The sequence below is a fragment of the Pedobacter sp. 05T44 genome (assembly GCF_056395985.1).
In genome coordinates this window covers 22,748-43,675 of sequence record NZ_JBFTKO010000002.1, presented here as the reverse complement: position 1 = coordinate 43,675, position 20,928 = coordinate 22,748, and the positions used below count along the sequence as shown (strand labels likewise).

General features: G+C 38.9%; 17 protein-coding genes and 1 tRNA gene. 11 read left to right on the top strand and 7 right to left on the bottom strand.

Annotated features, from left to right (window positions below; translation table 11 throughout):
- The first annotated feature begins 6 nt into the window (after positions 1-6).
- The 4 genes from AC1DDK_RS04975 (at position 7) to AC1DDK_RS04960 (ending at position 5,193) form a co-directional block, all read left to right on the top strand.
- Entirely contained in the window at positions 7-1,227 is a 1,221-nt protein-coding gene (locus AC1DDK_RS04975) for a DUF3570 domain-containing protein (protein WP_337716630.1), read from the top strand.
- 16 nt (positions 1,228-1,243) lie between these two features.
- Positions 1,244-1,927: a cytochrome b/b6 domain-containing protein gene (locus AC1DDK_RS04970; RefSeq protein WP_172659910.1), complete on the top strand. Its 684-nt coding sequence runs from the start codon at positions 1,244-1,246 to the stop codon at positions 1,925-1,927.
- Positions 1,917-2,606, top strand: a complete 690-nt coding sequence (locus AC1DDK_RS04965; protein ID WP_099437513.1) for a VIT1/CCC1 transporter family protein — start codon at positions 1,917-1,919, stop codon at positions 2,604-2,606. The genes AC1DDK_RS04970 and AC1DDK_RS04965 overlap by 11 nt, the downstream gene beginning before the upstream one ends.
- Before the next feature lie 82 nt (positions 2,607-2,688).
- Positions 2,689-5,193 carry a cation-translocating P-type ATPase gene (locus tag AC1DDK_RS04960; RefSeq protein ID WP_337716628.1) on the top strand — a complete coding sequence of 835 codons (2,505 nt, stop codon included), beginning with the start codon at positions 2,689-2,691 and terminating at the stop codon, positions 5,191-5,193.
- A gap of 780 nt (positions 5,194-5,973) precedes the next feature.
- Here AC1DDK_RS04960 and AC1DDK_RS04955 read toward each other — a convergent pair.
- Together AC1DDK_RS04955 and AC1DDK_RS04950 are read right to left on the bottom strand one after the other, a co-directional pair.
- Positions 5,974-6,060, bottom strand: a tRNA-Ser gene (locus AC1DDK_RS04955).
- A gap of 65 nt (positions 6,061-6,125) precedes the next feature.
- The gene (locus tag AC1DDK_RS04950) at positions 6,126-8,204 is read right to left on the bottom strand and encodes an HD family phosphohydrolase (RefSeq protein WP_172659908.1); all 2,079 of its coding nucleotides are present in this window, start codon (positions 8,202-8,204) and stop codon (positions 6,126-6,128) included.
- Between the two features lie 193 nt (positions 8,205-8,397).
- On the opposite strand from AC1DDK_RS04950, the gene AC1DDK_RS04945 reads away from it, so the two are divergent.
- The 7 genes from AC1DDK_RS04945 (at position 8,398) to AC1DDK_RS04915 (ending at position 16,030) form a co-directional block, all read left to right on the top strand.
- Positions 8,398-9,258: an SPFH domain-containing protein gene (locus AC1DDK_RS04945; RefSeq protein ID WP_172659907.1), complete on the top strand. Its 861-nt coding sequence runs from the start codon at positions 8,398-8,400 to the stop codon at positions 9,256-9,258.
- Between the two features lie 9 nt (positions 9,259-9,267).
- Positions 9,268-9,447 (top strand): type II toxin-antitoxin system antitoxin, encoded by a 180-nt coding sequence (locus tag AC1DDK_RS04940; protein ID WP_048906559.1) that lies wholly within the window; start codon positions 9,268-9,270, stop codon positions 9,445-9,447.
- A 78-nt stretch (positions 9,448-9,525) separates the two neighbouring features.
- Positions 9,526-10,704, top strand: coding sequence for an acetyl-CoA C-acyltransferase (locus AC1DDK_RS04935; protein WP_337716626.1), 1,179 nt, complete (start codon positions 9,526-9,528; stop codon positions 10,702-10,704).
- A 33-nt stretch (positions 10,705-10,737) separates the two neighbouring features.
- Positions 10,738-11,631 (top strand): hypothetical protein, encoded by an 894-nt coding sequence (locus AC1DDK_RS04930; protein WP_337716624.1) that lies wholly within the window; start codon positions 10,738-10,740, stop codon positions 11,629-11,631.
- A gap of 234 nt (positions 11,632-11,865) precedes the next feature.
- Positions 11,866-13,692, top strand: a complete 1,827-nt coding sequence (locus AC1DDK_RS04925; protein ID WP_172659904.1) for a peptide MFS transporter — start codon at positions 11,866-11,868, stop codon at positions 13,690-13,692.
- A 16-nt stretch (positions 13,693-13,708) separates the two neighbouring features.
- Complete coding sequence (locus tag AC1DDK_RS04920; RefSeq protein WP_337716621.1) at positions 13,709-15,202, top strand: peptide MFS transporter; 1,494 nt, start codon at positions 13,709-13,711, stop codon at positions 15,200-15,202.
- Between the two features lie 96 nt (positions 15,203-15,298).
- The gene (locus AC1DDK_RS04915; RefSeq protein WP_172659902.1) at positions 15,299-16,030 is read left to right on the top strand and encodes a polyprenol monophosphomannose synthase; all 732 of its coding nucleotides are present in this window, start codon (positions 15,299-15,301) and stop codon (positions 16,028-16,030) included.
- A gap of 1 nt (position 16,031) precedes the next feature.
- Here the strand turns inward: AC1DDK_RS04915 and AC1DDK_RS04910 are convergent, their stop codons facing one another.
- From AC1DDK_RS04910 to proS, 5 genes are all read right to left on the bottom strand, one after another.
- Complete coding sequence (locus AC1DDK_RS04910) at positions 16,032-16,547, bottom strand: YdeI/OmpD-associated family protein (protein ID WP_172659901.1); 516 nt, start codon at positions 16,545-16,547, stop codon at positions 16,032-16,034.
- Positions 16,548-16,554: 7 nt separating this feature from the next.
- Positions 16,555-17,415 (bottom strand): TIGR02757 family protein, encoded by an 861-nt coding sequence (locus AC1DDK_RS04905; RefSeq protein ID WP_288879063.1) that lies wholly within the window; start codon positions 17,413-17,415, stop codon positions 16,555-16,557.
- Positions 17,416-17,577: 162 nt separating this feature from the next.
- Positions 17,578-18,717: a cystathionine gamma-synthase gene (locus tag AC1DDK_RS04900; RefSeq protein WP_337716619.1), complete on the bottom strand. Its 1,140-nt coding sequence runs from the start codon at positions 18,715-18,717 to the stop codon at positions 17,578-17,580.
- Positions 18,714-19,409, bottom strand: coding sequence for a hypothetical protein (locus tag AC1DDK_RS04895; RefSeq protein ID WP_172659898.1), 696 nt, complete (start codon positions 19,407-19,409; stop codon positions 18,714-18,716). The genes AC1DDK_RS04900 and AC1DDK_RS04895 overlap by 4 nt, the downstream gene beginning before the upstream one ends.
- 11 nt (positions 19,410-19,420) lie before the next feature.
- Entirely contained in the window at positions 19,421-20,893 is a 1,473-nt protein-coding gene (gene proS, locus AC1DDK_RS04890; RefSeq protein WP_172659897.1) for a proline--tRNA ligase, read from the bottom strand.
- Between the last annotated feature and the right edge of the window lie 35 nt (positions 20,894-20,928).

The window sequence follows — 20,928 nt, the reverse complement described above, 5'->3', positions numbered from 1 at the left end:
GAAATAATGAGAAAAATTTATCTGCATGTACTCATGCTGTTCCTCGGTGTATTAGGTGCCAACGGACAAATTAAAATTAAAGCCACTCCTTCCGACACGAGCAATTACCAAAGCAGAAAACTCAAAATTGATGAAATTAACCTGGTATCAGCATATTACCATCAGGATGGGAACAATTCGGCTGTAACGGGTGGTATAGGAACTGAAAAACTAACAGATTTTGCAAACACCTTCGATTTGCAGCTGTCTAAATTCAACAAAGCAGGGAATAAAAACACTTTTCTGTTTGAACTCGGTGTAGACCATTACACTTCTGCTTCATCGGATAAAATAGATCCAGGCACCATCTCTTCTGCCTCCAGGGCAGACACGCGTGTCTACCCTTCGCTAAACTGGACACACAGTAATGAAAAAACAGGGAATGCTATCGGCTTTATAGGATCCTTTTCAACAGAATATGACTACCAATCCTTAGGGGCAGGATTTAACCTTACTCGTTTATCAAAAGATAAAAATACGCAGTTTGATTTCAAACTGCAGGCATTTTTGGATACCTGGAAAGTCATCCTACCCGTTGAACTGAGATCTGAAACCAATCCAGGCAATGGCAGGGAATCAAAAAGTGAGGGATCAAGTCCAAGAAATTCATTCAGTGCCGCTTTCTCTCTTTCCCAGGTCATCAACCAAAAGCTGCAGGCACTGATCATGGTCGAGCCAGCTTACCAGAAAGGTTTACTGGCCACCAAATACCAGCGCGACTATTTTACGGATGGCTCTTTAAGAGCAGAAACCTTGCCCGACAAGCGTTATAAGCTACCTATTGCAGCCCGGTTAAATTACTTTGCGAGTGATCAGGTCATCATCCGAACTTATTACAGATATTTCATGGATAACTGGGGCATCAGGGCCCATACTGCCGAAATAGAAGTTCCTGTAAAACTAACCTCATTTATCTCTTTAAGTCCTTTTTATCGTTATAACAAGCAAACCGGATCACGCTATTTCGCTCCCTATGGCCAACATGATCCTTCCGCTGCCTATTTTACCAGTGATTATGACCTATCTACTCTGAACAGTGATTTCTATGGCGCAGGGATACGACTTGCCCCACCCCATGGTGTATTTGGCTGGCAACATCTTAACATGCTGGAACTGAGATACGGACATTACAGCAGATCTACAGGACTGGTTTCTAACATTATTACCTTAAATTTAAAAGTAAAATAAGATTAACACAATCGCCATGGCTATTATCGAACCGCTAAGAAAAGATATTGACAATCCATCTGATATCAAAAAACATAGTGCCTCTGTTAGGGTATGGCATTGGCTGAACCTGCTAATCATTAGCGGATCATTATTAACAGTCTTGTTAAATTCAACCTTGTTAGATGTAAAAGGCAATACAAGCTATGTACAACAACAATTGCAGAAATCCGGTGTTTCTGTAACCCCCGGGCAAGCTAAAAGCGTAGCCCATGGCCTTGAAGACAAGGTTTGGGGCATCCATATCTATTTTGGTTACGCCCTGGTCGCAATATTGTTGTTCAGGTTAATTGCTGAAATTTTTCAACCTCGTAAACAAAAATTTTTCAGCAGCTTGAACAGTGCATATCAGACTTATCGCAGGCACAGTAAAAAATCCAATCTGGCTTTGCACGATCTTACCGTTAAAGCACTATACCTTATTTTCTACCTGCTGTTAATTATTATGGGCGTTACAGGACTGTCTATGGCATTTGATCAGGAACTGGGTATCAGCAAGGGGACAAGCCACAGCATCAAAGAATTTCATGGTTTCTGTATGTATTTGATCCTGATCTTTATTGGAGTACACATTGCAGGGGTATTACTGGCTGAAAGAAAAGAAAACAAGGGCATCGTATCAGACATGATCAATGGAGGTAAAACATCGTATGGAAATTGAGGAACATTATACCAACAGAAGCGGCTGGTTAAGGGCTGCAGTTTTAGGGGCAAACGACGGCATCCTTTCTACTACAAGTCTGGCAATAGGGATTGCAGCAGCAAGTACCACACGGGAACCGATTGTTCTTGCTGCACTGGCAGGACTGGTAGCAGGAGCATTATCCATGGCTGCAGGGGAATATGTTTCAGTAAGCTCACAATCGGACATCGAGGTCGCTGACCTGACGAGAGAAAAAGGAGAGCTGGAGAATACACCGGATGCGGAACTACAGGAGCTGGCCAATATTTATCGCCAAAGAGGCCTGGATGAAAACCTGGCCAAGCAAGTGGCAGTCCAACTCACTGCCCATGATGCCCTGGGGGCGCATGCTAAGGATGAACTAGGTATTAACGAGATCACCCAGGCGAAACCGATGCAGGCAGCATTAGCCTCAGCAGCTTCCTTCATCATTGGTGGCTTGCTCCCGTTGCTGGTTTCGATATTTGCACCAATAAAACTGATGCTCATTTACCAATATGGCTTTTCTATAGTATTCCTGGGCTTGTCAGCATTGGTTGCGGCAAAAGCAGGTGGTTCTAGCCGGGGAAAGGCCGTCCTGAGAATTTGCTTTTGGGGAACGGCAGCCATGGTCATGACCGCATTGGTTGGCTATCTTTTTGGGGTAAAAACCACCTGAGCAGGAATCAAGCAAAACAATGATCTGAATCACTCCTATGCTCGGGAATATAACCGATTTTTAAAGTATCAATCTTAAACAGATGCCTGCAAACAACTTTAATATCCCCGGATTATCGAAGCAAGAAGTGATTGCCTCAAGATCAAAAAATGGTGATAACCGTTTAACCTCTAAAAAGGAGTATGCGCTTATAGATGCCATTAAAAACCTGGCAAAAGAACCAATGGTTATTTTACTGATGGCCGCCGCGGTTATTTACCTCATTAGCGGTCAATCGTCAGATGCCATTTTTCTGGCATCAGCAGTTATTTTAGTAGCGGCTATTTCACTTTATCAGGACTCCAGAAGCAGAAATGCTTTGGATAAACTGAAAACCTACAGTCAGCCACATTGCAAGGTCATCAGGGATGGTCAGACCACCGAGATTAAAAGTGAAGAAATTGTAATCGGTGATTATCTGATCATTCAAGAAGGTACCTCTGTTACCGCCGATGGCAGTATTGTTCATTCTAATGACTTCTCTGTAAACGAGTCTATACTTACCGGGGAATCCTTTGCGGTATATAAAGACAAAGACAGTACCAATCACGAGGTTTTCCAGGGCACCACTGTAGCCAGCGGGCTGGCCATAGCAGTGGTTACAGCGATTGGAAATGGCACCAAATTGGGAAAAATTGGTAAAAGTCTGGAAGATATCAAAGAAGAAAAGACACCACTAGAAATTCAAATCAACAATTTTATCAAAAAAATGGTGGTTGCCGGAGCAGCCGTTTTTTGCATCGTATGGGGCATTAATTACTTTAATTCCCTCGATGTACTGGATAGCCTGTTAAAGGCACTTACCCTTGCCATGAGTATATTGCCAGAGGAAATACCGGTGGCCTTCGCTACTTTTATGGCACTGGGGGCATGGCGCATGATGCAAATGGGGGTCGTGGTCAAACAGATGAAAACCGTAGAAACACTGGGCAGTGCGACGGTAATCTGCACAGACAAAACCGGAACAATTACCGAAAACAAAATGAGTCTTGCCAGACTATATCTGCTGGCATCCGATAAAATAGCAGCTCCTGACCAGGGTCTTAATGATGCAGAAAAAGCCCTGATCCGAATGGGGATGTGGGCCAGTGAACCTATTCCATTCGATCCAATGGAAGTCGCCTTACACCATGGTTATGCTGAAACTACATTCTCCGATGAACGCCCGGACTATAAAATGGTTCACGAATATCCTTTAGGTGGAAAACCGCCCATGATGACCCACATATTTGAAAATAAAAGCGGGATACGGATCATCGCAGCTAAGGGCGCCCCTGAAGCCCTGATTGCGGTATCGGAACTTGAGGCTTTTGAAAAAGAAAAGATTACAATGGCTGTTAACTCACTTGCCTCACAGGGATACCGCGTCCTGGCAGTAGGCCAATCGGATTTTACGGGATCTCAGTTTCCGGATCAGCAGCAAAAATTTAAGTTTAAATTCATCGGTATGCTGGCCTTTTATGACCCGCCCAAACAACACATTGAGCAAGTATTAAAGGATTTCTACCAGGCTGGAATTGCCGTTAAAATCATCACCGGGGACAATGCGGCAACCACCACCGCTATCGCCAGACAAATCGGGTTCAAAGGGTACGAAAAAAGCATCAGCGGTGATGAGCTTATGAAAATGCCGGAAAAAGAACTTCAGCGCACTGTAATGCAAATGAACATATTTTCCAGGATGTTCCCGGATGCGAAGCTCAAGATCATTAACGCCTTAAAATCAAACAATGAAATCGTTGCCATGACCGGTGATGGAGTAAATGACGGTCCTGCCCTGAAAGCCGCACATATTGGGATTGCAATGGGAAAAAGAGGCACAGAAATCGCCAGGCAAGCCGCTTCATTGATCCTGCTGGAAGATGACCTGGCCAAAATGGTAACTGCTATAGCAATGGGCAGAAGAATCTACACCAACCTGAAAAAAGCAATTCAATACATCATCTCTATTCACATCCCCATCATATTAACCGTATTTATTCCCTTAGCCCTGGGTTGGATTTATCCCAATATTTTTTCTCCCATTCACATTATATTTTTAGAACTGGTGATGGGGCCAACCTGTTCCATTATTTATGAAAATGAACCGATAGAGCAAAACACCATGCTTCAGAAACCGCGCCCTTTTTCTAACACATTTTTCAGCGGGAAAGAATTGACCACAAGCATCCTGCAAGGATTAATGATTACCGCAGGAACTCTATTTATCTATCAATATGCCGTTCAACATGGTTATGGAGAACTCCTCACAAGATCCATGGTATTTACCTGTTTAATCGCGGCAAATGTATTGCTCACTCTGGTTAACAGATCTTTCTATTATTCTCTACTTACTACCATAAAGTACAAAAACAACCTGGTATTTCTCATAATTATGATCACTATACTTATTTCAGGTGCTATTCTCTACATCAAACCATTAACAGTATTCTTTGGATTTCAGTCACTGAGCTTAATCCAGCTGTCCCTCAGTATTGGCATCGGATTCTCATCCGTAATCTGGCATGAATTTGTTAAATGGAAAAAGAGGCTTCAGTCGGTAACATAATGTTGAGTCATCGTAAATGCCAATTTTCCTACTGAAGTTTATTAGGATTTTCCAAAAAAAATATTCATTCTAGAATTGCTTGTCAATCTATTATTAAGTTATTAAATAATATTGCATTGTGGGAACAACAATCAATTTTCATCCTTTTAGAAGGAATTGAGTAGCATACAAACTGTATATTTATATATCCGGGTAAGGCCATATGAACAGGCTACAAAAGGATACTCAAAACCAAAGAACTTATACAAAATGGAGAAATCGAAAATGAAGATTTCCTGATTATTAAGAAAGACTGTGAGCAGAGTATCATGAGTATCTACAAAGCAGTAGGAATACCATGTTTATCAAAGAAATGGTAGTTTTAGCATTAACAAGAGAAAGATATAAAACCCTAAAAAACAAAATGTTAAATCACAAGAAACACTAAGTTTTCTAGTAAACTTTGCTAAGTTGACTATAGAAAATACGAACTGTCGTTAATAGTACATACAAAAACCTTAGTATTTGGATCTATGAAGGTGTTCGAATCCCATGTCCCCTCTTACAATTTTCAGAATTTCAATGTTACGTCCTCATTCTTTCGTATCAGACAAAAACAAACAACATATTGAAATACAGTAAATTAACTTAAAAAATATTTTTAGACGCTTAAATGAGATTGCTGAGTAATTTTATCTCTTCTATTTTTAGAAACTCAAAAACAAACACAATTCATTCGTTTTCAAATAGATATAAAAAAGCCGGAAAAGTGTTCTAAAAACAGACACTTTTCCGGCTTTGCGGAGGAAGAGGGATTCGAACCCTCGGTACCGTTGCCAGTACGACAGTTTAGCAAACTGTTCCTTTCGGCCACTCAGGCATCCCTCCGTATCTCGAAATCTCCCTTTCGAGGTTGCAAATATAGCAATTCATTAATATTTGCAAAAGAAATTTTATAGAGTTTGTTGATAATCTATTCGAACATGATAGATACTCATAAGCATTGTCTTGAATATCAGCTTTATAGTTTCGAGATCTTTTAATGTAATATCGCAATTATCTAATTGATTTTGCTCCAGTTTATAGTCAATTATGCGTTCAACCAGGTCATTTATGCTCTGGGCGTCCGGATTTTTCAGACTTCTTGAGGCCGCTTCCACCGAATCTGCCAACATTAAAACACCAGTTTCTTTAGAAAAAGGTATAGGTCCCGGATAGCGGAAGATATTCTCATCAACAAACTTTTCAGGAGAATTCTTCAAAAACGACTGATAAAAATAATCTACACGGGTATTACCATGGTGAGTTCTTATAAAGTCTATCACACTTTCGGGTAATTGATGCTTACGTGTGATCTCTATGCCCTTGTGCACATGTTTAATGATGATCTGGGCACTTTGTTCATATGGCAGCTTATCATGCGGACTAAGTCCGGTATTTTGGTTTTCAATAAAATATTGAGGATTCTCTATTTTACCAATATCGTGGTACAATGCCCCCGCCCGAACAAGCAATGAGTTCCCTCCTATTTTGAATATTGCGGCCTCGGCCAGATTTGCTACCTGCAAAGAATGCTGAAACGTACCAGGAGCTTTAAAAGCCAGCTCCCTTAGCAGTTTATTATTAGTGTTAGTAAGCTCAATTAATGCAACATCAGAGGTGATTCCAAACAGCCTCTCAAAAGCATAAATCAAAGGATAAGCAAGCAAAGAAAGCAATACACTAACAATAAATGGAACAAAATTCATCCATTCTATCTGACCGATAGCCCCTTCCCTCAATAATGCAATGCCAATAAAAGAAATAAAATATGCCGACAATATAAATAAAGCCGACAATAGCAATTGCTCTCTTTTAACCAAATTCCGAATACTATAGATAGCCACCATACCGGCAGTTGTTTGATAAAATACAAACTCAAAGCTATTTGGCACAAAGAAACCGGCAATCAGGATCACCAATAAATGCAGATATAGTGCCAACCTGGTATCAAATAATATCCTTATAATAATGGGGACTATACAAAATGGAATGTAATATAAACTAGGGAGACTAAGCTTTATAGCCCAAGATAAGGCCAAAAGCATACTCGTCGTTACCAGTAATATCAAAGAAAGCTGACGGTTGTCGGCAAATATATCCTTACGAAACAAGTGTAAAAACACCATTAGCAAACAAACATTAAAGCCTACAAGCAGGATCTGACCAAAATAAACCAGGCTGCTATCACCAATTGTTTTAGACTGCGCTTCATATATTTCCTTAAATGACTGCAGCTTTTGGTAAATCTCGTCGTCAATCACATTATTTTTAGCAATGATCAGCTCGCCTTTCTGAACCATTCCTCTGGTTGTAGAAAGACTATTTATTGCATTCTCTTGTACGATAGCCGTCAATTTCTCATTAAAAATAATGTTGGGCTGCAAATGATCTTCAACAAGATTAACAATTACCTCCTTAACTTTCAGATTTACAGACTGGAAATTATCTTTAAAATAATCAAGAGCAGTTTGTACGGTAAATACATCTTGAGTACTAACCGCTTTACTTATATTATTATCCAGCAAAGAGAAATCATAATTCTTACTTCCTTTTTGATGTTTGGCATTAATTGCAATAATCCCCTTATCGTAAATCGATTTTAAAAGTTTAAACGAGGCCTGTCTGTATTGTTCCTTTTCATTTTCTGGAAGGGCATTACTTCTCCACTTTACATCAAACTCATTTAAATAAGCCTCTTCAACATCATTAATCAGATACTTATTTATAGTATAAATAGGCAATACATTATTTAATGCATCCTTTTTATCTGTATCTACTTGTGGGTTTGTCTTTAATATTGCAAAATTAAATGGAGATATAAGGTCCTTATTTTTCCAGATCTCTCCCTTTTCAAATTCGTACCTGAAACGTGGCTGTTTTGGTAAAAAAGCAGTTATTATCAATACAGAAAGCACCATCATGATATACTTAATGTTTGATGTATACTTACGGTAAAGTACCCTGTGAGAATTCTTGTTGATTTTTGCCAAAGCGATTTATGTTGAATTTGATTCAAAAATAACATTAATTTTTCATTTGAATGTTTGTTTTATTGCCTTTAAAGCTATAATGGATTTTAACTATCGACTCTTCATATACAAAAAACAACCTGGATACCTGCTAATTAACTATTGTTTTAATGGAAAATTATTGCTTACTTTATGATATCAAATTAATATCATTATGTATCAGGAAAAAATTATTACTCCGCCTGCGGGCATTCGAATGATTGCTGTATTTATTGCGCTCATATTATTTTGCGGATTACTGGCAATGGCAGCTCAAAGTTTTGTAGTTGTAGAAGTTATTTTAGCCATTTGTGGTTTTTTAATACTGCCTGGCTTTATCATCAACAACCCAAATGAGGCTAAAGTACTCACCCTTTTTGGCGAGTATGTAGGCACAGTTAAAACCGATGGCTTCTTTTGGGTTAACCCTTTAACCATTAAAAGAAAGGTATCATTAAAAGCGAGAAACCTAAACGGGCATCAGATTAAAGTAAATGATAAGCTTGGAAATCCAATTGAAATTGCAGCTGTTGTAGTTTGGCAAATAAAGGAAACTGCAAAGGCAACATTTGCAGTTGAAGACTACCTGCAGTATGTAACAATACAAAGTGAAGCCGCCGTTAGACATTTGGCCAATATTTTTCCATATGATAATTTTGAAGATGAAGAGGCCACAATTACCTTAAAAGACGGTGCAGAAAAAGTAAGCTCATTACTTGAAGCCGAATTAAGCGAAAGATTGTCGCGGGCAGGAATAGAGGTTGTTGAAGCCAGAATTTCTCACCTTGCCTATGCCCAGGAAATTGCAAGTGCAATGTTACAGCGCCAACAAGCTACAGCCGTAATTGCTGCAAGGAAACTTATTGTGGAAGGTGCAGTTGGAATGGTAGAAATGGCTTTGGATAGACTTTCTGAAAAAAATATCGTAGAATTGGATGAGGAACGCAAAGCAGCTATGGTTAGTAATCTTCTGGTAGTGCTATGCGGTGACCGTAATGTTCAACCCGTTGTTAATACCGGGACATTATATAATTAACAATTAGATATGTCTGAAAAAGATAAAAAAGCTTTTGTTCTCAGAATAAACCCTGAACTACTTAAAGAGATTGAGAAATGGGCCGGAGATGAGTTTAGGAGCACCAACGGACAGATAGAATTTTTGCTCAATCAGGCCGTAAAATCCAACAGGAGAAAACGGTTAAACAAAAATGATACAGATCAATAATGTTAAAAATGGTCAGTTATAACCACTGAATGACTGTAATTATATAACTTTGCTTTCAACTAACTTAAAACACAGTAAATGAGAGAAGTAGTAATTGTATCTGCTATCAGAACTCCAATTGGTAGCTTTGGAGGTGCATTATCAAGCTTTTCTGCTACCCAATTAGGCGCTTTGGCCATCAAAGCGGCAGTGGAAAAAGCAGGACTAAAGCCCTCAGATATTCAGGAAGTTTACATGGGCAACGTCTTATCAGCCAATATTGGTCAGGCGCCTGCAACACAGGCAGCTAAATTCGCTGGTCTGCCCGATCTTCCTGCCACCACAATTAATAAAGTGTGTGCATCCGGCACAAAAGCAATCATGCTTGCTGCTCAAAGTATTGCACTGGGAGAAATTGATATCATTGTTGCCGGAGGAATGGAAAGTATGAGCAATGTTCCTTACTATTTGGATAAAGCACGCACCGGTTACCGTTTAGGTCATGGTCAGATTACAGATGGCCTTCTTAAAGATGGCCTGTGGGATGTTTATAACGATTACCACATGGGTTCTGCCGCCGAATTATGTGCTTCAGAATGTGGAATCAGCAGAGAAGATCAGGATGCTTTTGCAATCACCTCTTATAAAAGATCACAAACAGCACAAACTGAAGGAAAATTCGATTCAGAAATAATTCCGGTAGAAATAAAAGACCGCAAAGGCGAAATAACACTTGTTTCTAAAGATGAAGAACCCTTTGCTGTTAAATTTGATAAAATACCCGGTTTAAAACCGGTATTTAAAAAAGATGGAACCGTTACCGCGGCCAATGCTTCAACACTTAATGATGGCGCCGCAGCTCTTGTTTTAATGAGTGCTGATAAGGCAAAAGAACTTGGATTAAAGCCCTTGGCCAAAATCCTGGCTTATGCTGATGCACAACAGGCACCTGAATGGTTTACTACTGCTCCATCTAAAGCAATTCCATTAGCATTAAAAAGAGCTGGCAAAAGCATTGCCGATGTTGATTATTTCGAAATTAACGAAGCATTTTCTGTAGTTTCACTTGCAAACAATAAGGAACTTGGACTTAATGAAGAAAAAGTGAACATAAATGGCGGAGCAGTTTCCTTAGGTCACCCACTGGGGGCCTCGGGTGCACGAATTGTAGTTACACTACTTTCCGTTCTGGCACAAAACAATGGAAAAATAGGCGTAGCCGGAATATGTAATGGTGGCGGTGGTGCCAGTGCAATAGTTATAGAAAAGATTAAATAGATGCGAAAGAGGTTAAAACCTTTGATACTCATAATGATACTATGCTGCGCCACAGCAACGCTTAAGGCACAGCATAGTTTTGCTTTTAACAATGGTCCTGCAATGCATAAATTCCAGGATTCATTAAGCAGGCTTAGTGATGAGACATTTAACGCGACCAGCAACTCTGAGCGGTATACTAAAAATGCGGCTTTTATAAAAACATTGGTCAACTCCCTAAAAACTCAGGGATCTTTTCTTTATCCTTTCGATTCATTAAAAAAAATTACCATTCTTAAATCGCCTGATAACTCGTTCAGGATATTCTCCTGGTATGTGCCTCTTGATGATGGTTCTTATCGTTTTTTTGGCACCATTCAAATAGCCACAAAAGATGGAAAATTAAAAATGTTTCCTCTTATTGATGATACTGCTAATATTAAGGACACCAATGGAATTAATGGCAATAAAAACTGGTATGGTGCCCGGTATTATGAAATCATACCGGTTATTATGAATGGTCAACAACCTTATTACGTATTAATAGGCTGGAAAGGAAATAGTTTAAAAACTTCTAAAAAGGTGATTGATGTGCTTTCTTTTAATAAGGAACAACAACCCATTTTTGGTAAGCCTGTATTTGAAGAAGCCAAAAGTAAAGCTACCAGGAACAGGATAGTTTTTGAATACAACAAACAAAATACAATGACGGTAACGCTCGATAAGAACGTTAATATGATTGTATTTGATCACCTGGCCCCTATTTCGGAAGAAATGATGGGAAATTTTGAATATTATGCATCCGATTTAAGTTTTGATGCGTATAAACTATTAAACGGACGATTAAAGCTAGTAGAAAACATAGAATTAAAGAATGAGCCGAACCAGATGGACGACCTTTTTTCAGATCCGAAAGACAAGAAAATTAAGGCTATAAAGAAGCTTTAAGTGTATTTAATACACCTTTGATGGAAATTAAAAATTTGGGAGTTTGCCATCATGTGCCTATCTTGCGCGATGCTTATTTTTACAAAAAGAGGGAAAAGCACAATCAACTAACATAAAAAACTCCGAAACAAAACATAAAATCCTGATATAAAACGCATGTCAGGTTGATATAGCATTAGATTAATATACTTGAACTAACTAAACTTACTATAAATAACACACAAGAAAACTAAAATGGATACAAAAAATTTGGATACGCCAAATAACTTTTTTGAAAGTAAAGTGCTGGGGCATCCCGCTGGACTGTTTGTTTTATTCTTCACAGAAATGTGGGAAAGATTTTCCTACTATGGTATGCGGGCCCTATTGGTCATGTTCTTTACAGCATCTGTTTTAGGAGATCATCCAGGCTGGGGCTGGCCACGGGAACATGCGATGTCGCTTTTCGGATCATATACCGCTCTGGTATATCTGTCCACTATGCTTGGCGGTTACTTTGCAGATAAATTAATTGGATTTAGATGGGCTGTAATTGTTGGGGCTTTATTGATGACTTTAGGTCACGGTTGCATGGCGGTAGAAACGCCATTTTTCATTTACCTTGGTCTTGGCCTATTGGTTTTTGGAACAGGTTTTTTCAAACCAAACATGACCTCAATAGTATCTTTAATGTACAAAGATCATCCTGAAAAGAAAGATGGTGCATACACCATTTTTTATATGGGTGTAAATGCAGGTGCATTTTTTGGAATATTATTATGTGGTTACCTGGGCGAAAAGGTTGGCTGGAGCATTGGTTTCGGATTGGCGGGAGTTTTCATGCTGTTCGGCTTGTTACAGTTCTATTTCACTCAGAACATCTTTGGAGACATCGGCTTAAAACCACTTAAAACAAGAGATATTGTAATCGATAAAGATGATGTCGACAACAGGGTTCCATTTACATTATGGCAGGTTATCGTTGTTCTTCTTTGTTCCGCTTTAGGTTTAATCTGGGTTATTAACGATCCTATTTCCAAGATATCCCACGGAGCAAGCAACCTGCTAGACTTCAAAATAGCTGGAATGGAAGGAACCAATTTCACTATATTGTTAGCACTGGGCTTGTTTCTGTTCTTATTATTTTACAGGCTAACAAAATATTCAAAGGTAACTAAGGAAAAATTATACGCAGTTACCTTTTTTGCATTCTTAACCTTTTCATTTTTCGCTGTTTTTGAACAAGCACCGGGTACATTAACCATCTTTGCCAGAGATTATACCGACAGAATTTTGGTTGGTAATTCAAGTTTGATCTTCTTAATTGCCAACTCATTAATTGCTGTAGTTCCTTTAGGAATTATCACATGGGTTTTGTTTCTATTATTTAAGCAAACCTTCAAAAAATATGGCCTGGCTAATATTATCCTAAGCATCAGCTTTGTGATCATATGGATCATTACTATCTGGATGTTAGTGCGAGATTTTTATGGAGCAGGGTTTTTAAACCTCTCAGATTCTACTTTAGCTTCGCTTAAAATTGAGAAAGTAAAAGAAAGCCTTACCCAAATCCCGGCTTCATGGTTTAGTGTACTTAACTCATTGTTTATTATCACTCTTGCTCCATTGTTCTCTAAATGGTGGGAAAGCAGATTTAATCCTGGTGCAAACGTTAAGTTTGGTATAGGTATGATCCTATTAGGCCTGGGAATGGCATTTCTTGTTTTTGGTGCCAGAGACATTGTTCCTGGTGCAAAAACAGCCTCAGTAAGTATTTTTTGGCTGATCATGGTTTACCTTTTCCATACCATGGCTGAACTTTGCATTTCTCCTGTAGGCCTTTCTTACGTAAGTAAACTTGTTCCTGCCAGAATGATTGCCTTTATGTTTGGTGTATGGTACCTGGCTATTGCTATTGCCAATAAAGTTGCAGGTATACTTGGAGAAAACGCTGATAGAATTGCCTCAGAAAAAGGGATTAGCTATTTCTTCTTAATCATAACCGGTGTTGCCGTTGCTATTGGAGTAATGTCTATCCTGTTAACTCCAGTGATCAAAAAATTAATGCACGAAGTAAGATAAGCTAACTGATATAACAATGCAACATAACATTACGCTGGAGGAGATCCAGGACTTTAAGGGGAAATACCCAAAACAGCTTTGGGCTTTGTTTTTAGTGGAAATGTGGGAACGCTTTTGCTTTTACGGTATGCGCGGTATGCTCACCATTTTCATGATCGACAAGATCGTAGGTCTTGCACTTACAGATAAAGATGCCAATCTGCAATACGCCGCTATTCAGGCATTCGTTTATGCATTCACATTCCTTGGTGGTATTTTTGCCGATAAAGTCTTAGGCTTTAGAAAATCACTTTTCTTTGGCGGAATGATCATGATCCTCGGCAATTTAATCATTGCGGTCTCCCCAAAAGAGTTCTTTTATATTGGTATTACCCTTTCTATTATCGGTACAGGTTTTTTCAAACCAAACGTATCGTCGATGGTAGGCGATTTATATAAAGAGGGTGATGCCCGCCGGGATGCAGGTTACGGAATGTTCTATGCAGGTATCAATATTGGTGGTTTACTTGGTGGCGCACTTTGTGTATACCTGGGTAAATATGTTTCATGGAATTATGCCTTCCTTGCTGCCGCAATTGTTATGGCTTTAGGATTGGTAACCTTCCTCTTTACACAGAGAACATTAGGCCCTATTGGCGATTCACCTTTAAAAAACATGACTGTCTCGAAGAAAAGAGCACGTGAAATTGGTGTTTACCTCTTTTCTCTGATCTCTGTTCCGTTGATTTTGATAATGGTTCAAAACACGCATTATACAGATTATTTCATGTATACCATTGCGCCATTATCAATTATTTATTTCCTGTATGAGACGTATAAAGTTAAAGACAGAAAATTTCAGATGAAATTGTTTGCCGCATTTATCTTTATCTTCTGCTACTTCTTGTTCAATGCCATTTACGAGCAAAGCGGTGGTTCACTGGCTCTTTTTGCAGAAAAAAACTTGTCGCACACCCTTTTATTCTTCAATATCGATCCTAACGTAGTAAACAACAGTTCTAATTCTTTATTCGTAATTATATTTAGTCCTTTAATTGGTTTACTGTGGTTATGGCTCGCTAAAAAGAAAATGGAACCAAACTCGATTATCAAATTTGGTGTAGGATTCTTGTTCCTGGCAGCATCCTTTTACATCTTCTTTTATACTCGTTTTTTTGCCGATGCAAGTGGTGTAACTTCATTAAATCTTTTCACACTGGGCTATTTGGTAACCACCATTGGCGAACTTTGCTTAGGCCCGATCGGTATGTCGCTGGTTACGCAATTATCACCTAAAAAATTAACAGGTATGATGATGGGTATGTGGTTTTTAGCAAGTGCATTCGGACAGTTTGCCGCAGGAAAACTTGGAGCAGAAATGTCTGTAAGCGGAGACGATGTATCTTTGCTAACCAAACTGGAATCCTATACTTCAGGATATTATCAGCTGGCTGTTTATGCCGCTATTGCCGGAGTATTTTTAATCCTTTTCTCTCCTTTAATTAAGCGATTGATGCAAGGTGTAAGCTAAAATTTAGCTGTTTTAACATATTTTAACCCTTAGTATAATCTATATTAAGGGTTTTTTCATTTAGAATCCATAATTTCGCTACTTAATTTATTTTACGTGTCAGACAGTCTAGTAATAATACCTACCTACAACGAGAAAGAAAATATTGAGAGAATCATTAGAAAGGTTTTTTCGTTAAGCTATTTCTTCGAAATATTAGTTATTGATGATGGTTCCCCTGATGGCACAGCCGAAATAGTTAAGAACCTCCAGAAAGAATATCCGGCACTTCATTTAGAACAAAGAACAGGCAAACTAGGACTTGGAACGGCTTACATTCATGGTTTCAGATGGGCGCTGGCCAAACCTCAATATGAATATATATTTGAGATGGATGCAGATTTCTCGCACAATCCGGATGACCTGATACGTTTACGCGAAGCCTGTGTTAATGGTGCAGACGTTGCAGTGGGCTCCCGTTATGTTAGAGGAGTTAACGTAGTTAACTGGCCTATGAGCAGAGTGTTAATGTCTTATTTTGCCTCTATGTACGTGCGTTTAATTACACGGATCGACATACAGGATGCAACTGCCGGCTTTAAATGTTACCGCCGCAAAGTGCTTGCTACTATTCCGTTAGACAAAATTAAGTTTGTTGGCTATGCCTTCCAGATTGAAATGAAGTTTACAGCCATTAAATACGGATTTAAGGTAGAGGAAGTTCCCATTATATTTACAGATCGTACAGAGGGTACTTCAAAAATGAGTACACGGATTTTCAGGGAAGCTTTTATTGGAGTAATCCAAATGAAAGTATGGAGCTGGTTCAGGAAATACGACAGGATTTAATCTATTCCTCTTTTCTCGGCTTTCCATCACGCATCATCGTTCCAAAATCCCAATCCTTATCCATAGCTAAAACGATCTTCACAATTCTTTTGGTACGGGTAGCTTCTGTTTTAGCCGAGTTAAGCCAATTGATATACCAATTTTGATGTGATTTAGGTTGTTTTAAAAAGTTTTTAAGCAGATGAGGCTCATCAGAAAGGCAGACCTCCAGATCTTCTGGCACCTCTATTTTAAAAGTTGTATCCTCTTCTAAAGCCAGTTCTAAAACTCCACCCAGATCTTTCTTGAGCTGCTTGCGAATGCCCGCATTTAGCGCCATAATAAAGTTCCCCTCTCCCATGGGCACAAGTGCTATGCCTTCAATTTCAATGTGATCCAAACGACCCTTTACCCGATAACTCTTCCTGCAATCGGGTTTAATCATATTGGCAATAGCAAGTGGAATAAAAACATAAGTCCAGCCTGTTTTTTCCCCCATTTCGGCAAAACGCTCTATTTCTGCTTTAAAAGTAACCATAATAGCTTTAAAATTTCTCCTCTACACCTAAGCCAAACAATGCAAAATCATATTTAACCGGATCCATAGGATCAAATTTAAGCAGTTCATTTGTAAGTTCCACTGCAGTGCGCCAATCCGTCTGTTTTCTTTCAATTAAGCCAAGCTTACGCGCTACCCTATCCACATGCACATCACATGGACATATCAAATCTGAAGGCTTAATTGTGTTCCAGATCCCGAAATCAACACCCTTATTATCTTTCCTTACCATCCATCTTAAAAACATATTTAAACGCTTACAGGTTGATTTTTGCATTGGCGAAGAAACATGCTTTATCGTTCGTCTGGGATAGTCTGGAAGAGAAAAGAAATAAGACCTGAAATAATTAAGAGATCTTTCAGTTTTTGGCTCCTGCTGAGTTAACTCTGATAACATGCAGCTCGAAGAAGCATACTTTGTGTATCCATGTTGAAGCTCATCAGTTAAAAAATCAGTTCTAAAAACATCAGAAGGAGATAAAAATGCTGTCTCAAGGCTATCGAACTGTTGATAGTGCTGATTAAAAAATGCCACGAAATACAGAAGATCCGTATCGTTAAAAGTTCTGTGTTTAAAACCCAGCAATCGCTTTAAATCATCCTCGCCATGATGCAGCATAAAATTATGCGGATCATTATCCATCCGCTCAAACAGCTCAATACACTTGTTAATGATGGTCTTTCGTTGCCCCCAAGCTAAAATTGCCGCAAAAAAAGCAGCAATTTCAATATCTTGTTTCTTAGTATACTGGTGTGGAATACAGATGGGGTCATTTTGAATAAAGTTTGGTCGGTTATACTGATCAACCTTTACATCCAAAAATTCTTTAAGTTCTAAAAATTCCAAGGTGTAATGTTTAAGATAACTGTATTAATTAAATTATGTAATCTCGAGGTTTACAATACGTCATCTCGAAATGAGGAACGATTGAGAGATCTCTTGGTCAGGATATTCAAGGAGATCTCTCTCTTCTTTCGAGATGACGGAATGACGAGATGACTTGCTGAATTAACTTAATGCCTGTTCTAAATCGGCGAGCAAATCATCAATATCCTCCACACCAACACTTAAGCGCAACAGGTTATCTGTAACTCCTACTTTCTCACGTTCTGCTTTAGGGATAGAACCATGAGTCATTGTAGTTGGATGGTTAATTAAAGATTCTACTCCGCCAAGAGATTCTGCAAGTGTAAAAACCTTAAAAGAAGAAGCCACGCGGAATGTTTCCTGAAGATCAGCACCTTTTAATGTTATAGACACCATACCCCCAAAACCACGCATTTGTTTTTTTGCAATATCATGGTTAGGATGATCTTCGAAACCCGGCCAGTAGATCTTATCAATTTTTGGATGATTTTTAAGATAACGGGCCACTTTCTCTCCGTTCTCACAATGCGCTTTCATTCTTAAGTGAAGCGTTTTAATACCTCTCAGCACCAAAAATGAATCCTGAGGTCCTGGAGTTGCTCCGCAGGCATTGTAAATAAACCAAAGGTCCTTATAAAGCTGATCATCGTTTACAAGCAAAGCGCCCATTACCACATCAGAGTGACCACCAATGTATTTGGTTACAGAGTGCATCACAATATCAGCACCTAAGTCCATTGGATTCTGCAAATATGGAGATGCAAAAGTATTATCAACAGTAAGAATTAACTTATGCTGTTTAGTAATTTTAGCAACACCCTCAATGTCAATGATCCTCATTGTTGGATTGGTTGGCGTTTCTATCCAGACCAATTTAGTATTTTCATTGATGTGTGGCAGTATGTTTTCCGGTTTCGATAAATCCAGAAAATGAAACTTAATGCCATACTTTTCATAAACCTTGGTAAATATGCGATAAGAACCACCATAAAGATCGTTCCCCGTAATCACTTCATCGCCAGGCTTCAATAACCTTAATACAGTATCTGTAGCGCCCATTCCGCTCGAAAAAGCCAGTCCATATTTAGCATTTTCTAATGCTGCCAAACAATCTTCAAGTGCTTTACGAGTTGGATTAGTACCCCTCGAATATTCAAACCCTTTGTGGTCACCTGGCGCCTTCTGCCAGTAAGTAGAGGTTTGATAAATCGGGGTCATCACTGCTCCCGTTGTAGGATCAGGCTCTTGTCCGGCGTGGATCGCTTTAGTTGCAAATTTCATATATTATCGTTCTGCTCAATTTCTGATTTAAACTGGTAACCCAGGTTTTTACTGGTTGGATAACCGCTTGAAGCCAGCATTGATTGTTTTTGATTTAAAGTTACTTCTTTTATTTCTGCAAAAGGGGGTAATAAAAGATCAGAGTCCAGACAGTGAAGAATAGATCGCTCTATAATATCTGTTAGCTTTTCTTCCGTTACAACGTTTTCAGCCATGCTTTGGTATAAGAAATCAAGCGCCCCCTCCCCCTCAACCATAAAATGCTTTTCCTTATTAACCAGTATACGTGCAATCAGCGATCCCTCATCTGCCAACCTGTTATATTTCACAGAATCAGCAAGGAAATTATGGATATAAATAGTTCCACAAAAACTTAGAGACTCATCTTCTTTGATGTACTTTGTTTGGTATATGGAATGTGTTTTATCAAAGGCAAACACATTGGTATGCATAGAAACCATCAACATATCACCTGAAAACTTAAGCTGACCTTCAAATTTACCGCTTTCCTTAAAATGCACTTCAACAGAGGGATCTTTGACCACATAATCTGTTTGCAGCTTAACCGCAATTTTAGAAAGCTGGGTCTTCAGCAAGCCAAAGACCTCAGTAGTGTTTCTAAATATCTTTTGTTTTAATGAAGCTTTACTCTCGAATTCGCTCAGTATTTTACTGTAGTTGTCAGTTTCCATTCCATTAAAATTTAGTAAGCGCGTGCAAATAATACCCTTTGGGTAGATGGCTTACCTGAGTAAATACAAACCCCTTCTTCCAGCTTATTATCTAACGGGATACACCTAATGGTAGCTTTAGTCTCTTCTTTAATTTTTTGCTCTGTTTCAGGTGTTCCATCCCAATGTGCAGCAATAAATCCGGCTTTACCATCAAGCAATTCTTTAAACTCATCATAAGAATTGGCATCAGTAGTATGCTCAGTTCTATAGTCGAAGGCTTTGTTATAGATATTTTGTTGAATCTCTTCTAAAAGCTGTGCAATATGAATTTCAAGGCCTTCCTGAATTACAGTTTGTTTTTCTCTGGTATCTCTTCTTGCAAGCTCAACGGTGCCGTTTTCCATATCTCTACCACCAATAGCCAGACGAATTGGCACCCCTTTAAGCTCATATTCAGCAAACTTAAAGCCCGGACGCTGCGTATCACGGTCGTCGTATTTTACAGAAATCCCTAAACGTTTCAGCTTTGGCATTAATTCGTCAACAAATGTTGAGATCTTACTTAACTCCTCATCGCCTTTGTAAATAGGAACAATAACAACTTGTATTGGAGCTAGTTTTGGAGGAAGTACCAGACCGGCATCATCGCTATGCGCCATAATCAATGCACCAATTAAACGTGTAGAAACACCCCACGAGCTTGCCCAAACGTGCTCTATCTTACCTTCTTTGTTCGTGAATTTTACATCAAATGCTTTAGCAAAGTTCTGTCCAAGGAAGTGAGAAGTTCCAGCTTGCAACGCCTTTCCATCCTGCATTAATGCTTCAATGCAATACGTATCTAAGGCTCCTGCAAAACGCTCATTTGGCGTTTTTACACCTTTTACCACTGGCAAACCCATCCAGTTTTCAGCAAAATCTGCGTAAACATCAAGCATCTTTCTTGTCTCTTCAATTGCCTCATCAGAAGTTGAGTGAGCGGTATGTCCTTCCTGCCATAAAAACTCAGTAGTACGCAAGAACAAACGGGTACGCATTTCCCAACGCACAACATTTGCCCATTGATTTATCAACAAAGGAAGATCCCTGTAGGATTGAATCCATCCTCTATAAGTATTCCAAATGATGGTTTCAGAGGTTGGTCTAACGATCAATTCTTCTTCCAATTTGGCTGTTTCATCAACAATAATGTTCCCATTTCCATCATTTTTAAGACGATAATGTGTCACAACGGCACATTCTGTTGCAAAACCTTCAACATGAGAAGCTTCCTTTGAAAAATATGACTTTGGAATGAATAACGGGAAATAAGCATTACTGTGTCCTGTATCTTTAAATTTTTGGTCTAAAATAGCCTGCATCTTCTCCCAAATGGAGTATCCATAAGGTTTTATCACCATACATCCCTTAACGGATGAGTGTTCTGCCAGGTCAGCTTTTATAACAATGTCGTTATACCACTGGGAATAATCTTCGTTTTTACTTGTAATGCCTTTGCTCATAGCTGAATGGAACGTTTTTTGTGTTAAATGACTTG

Coding starts and splice junctions, on each gene's coding strand:
- AC1DDK_RS04920 (WP_337716621.1), top strand. CDS start 13,709: ATGCAACATAACATTACGCTGGAGGAGATCCAGGACTTTAAGGGGAAA.
- AC1DDK_RS04940 (WP_048906559.1), top strand. CDS start 9,268: ATGTCTGAAAAAGATAAAAAAGCTTTTGTTCTCAGAATAAACCCTGAA.
- AC1DDK_RS04975 (WP_337716630.1), top strand. CDS start 7: ATGAGAAAAATTTATCTGCATGTACTCATGCTGTTCCTCGGTGTATTA.
- proS (WP_172659897.1), bottom strand. CDS start 20,893: ATGAGCAAAGGCATTACAAGTAAAAACGAAGATTATTCCCAGTGGTAT.
- AC1DDK_RS04935 (WP_337716626.1), top strand. CDS start 9,526: ATGAGAGAAGTAGTAATTGTATCTGCTATCAGAACTCCAATTGGTAGC.
- AC1DDK_RS04910 (WP_172659901.1), bottom strand. CDS start 16,547: ATGGTTACTTTTAAAGCAGAAATAGAGCGTTTTGCCGAAATGGGGGAA.
- AC1DDK_RS04925 (WP_172659904.1), top strand. CDS start 11,866: ATGGATACAAAAAATTTGGATACGCCAAATAACTTTTTTGAAAGTAAA.
- AC1DDK_RS04970 (WP_172659910.1), top strand. CDS start 1,244: ATGGCTATTATCGAACCGCTAAGAAAAGATATTGACAATCCATCTGAT.
- AC1DDK_RS04900 (WP_337716619.1), bottom strand. CDS start 18,717: ATGAAATTTGCAACTAAAGCGATCCACGCCGGACAAGAGCCTGATCCT.
- AC1DDK_RS04930 (WP_337716624.1), top strand. CDS start 10,738: ATGATACTATGCTGCGCCACAGCAACGCTTAAGGCACAGCATAGTTTT.
- AC1DDK_RS04965 (WP_099437513.1), top strand. CDS start 1,917: ATGGAAATTGAGGAACATTATACCAACAGAAGCGGCTGGTTAAGGGCT.
- AC1DDK_RS04895 (WP_172659898.1), bottom strand. CDS start 19,409: ATGGAAACTGACAACTACAGTAAAATACTGAGCGAATTCGAGAGTAAA.
- AC1DDK_RS04945 (WP_172659907.1), top strand. CDS start 8,398: ATGTATCAGGAAAAAATTATTACTCCGCCTGCGGGCATTCGAATGATT.
- AC1DDK_RS04960 (WP_337716628.1), top strand. CDS start 2,689: ATGCCTGCAAACAACTTTAATATCCCCGGATTATCGAAGCAAGAAGTG.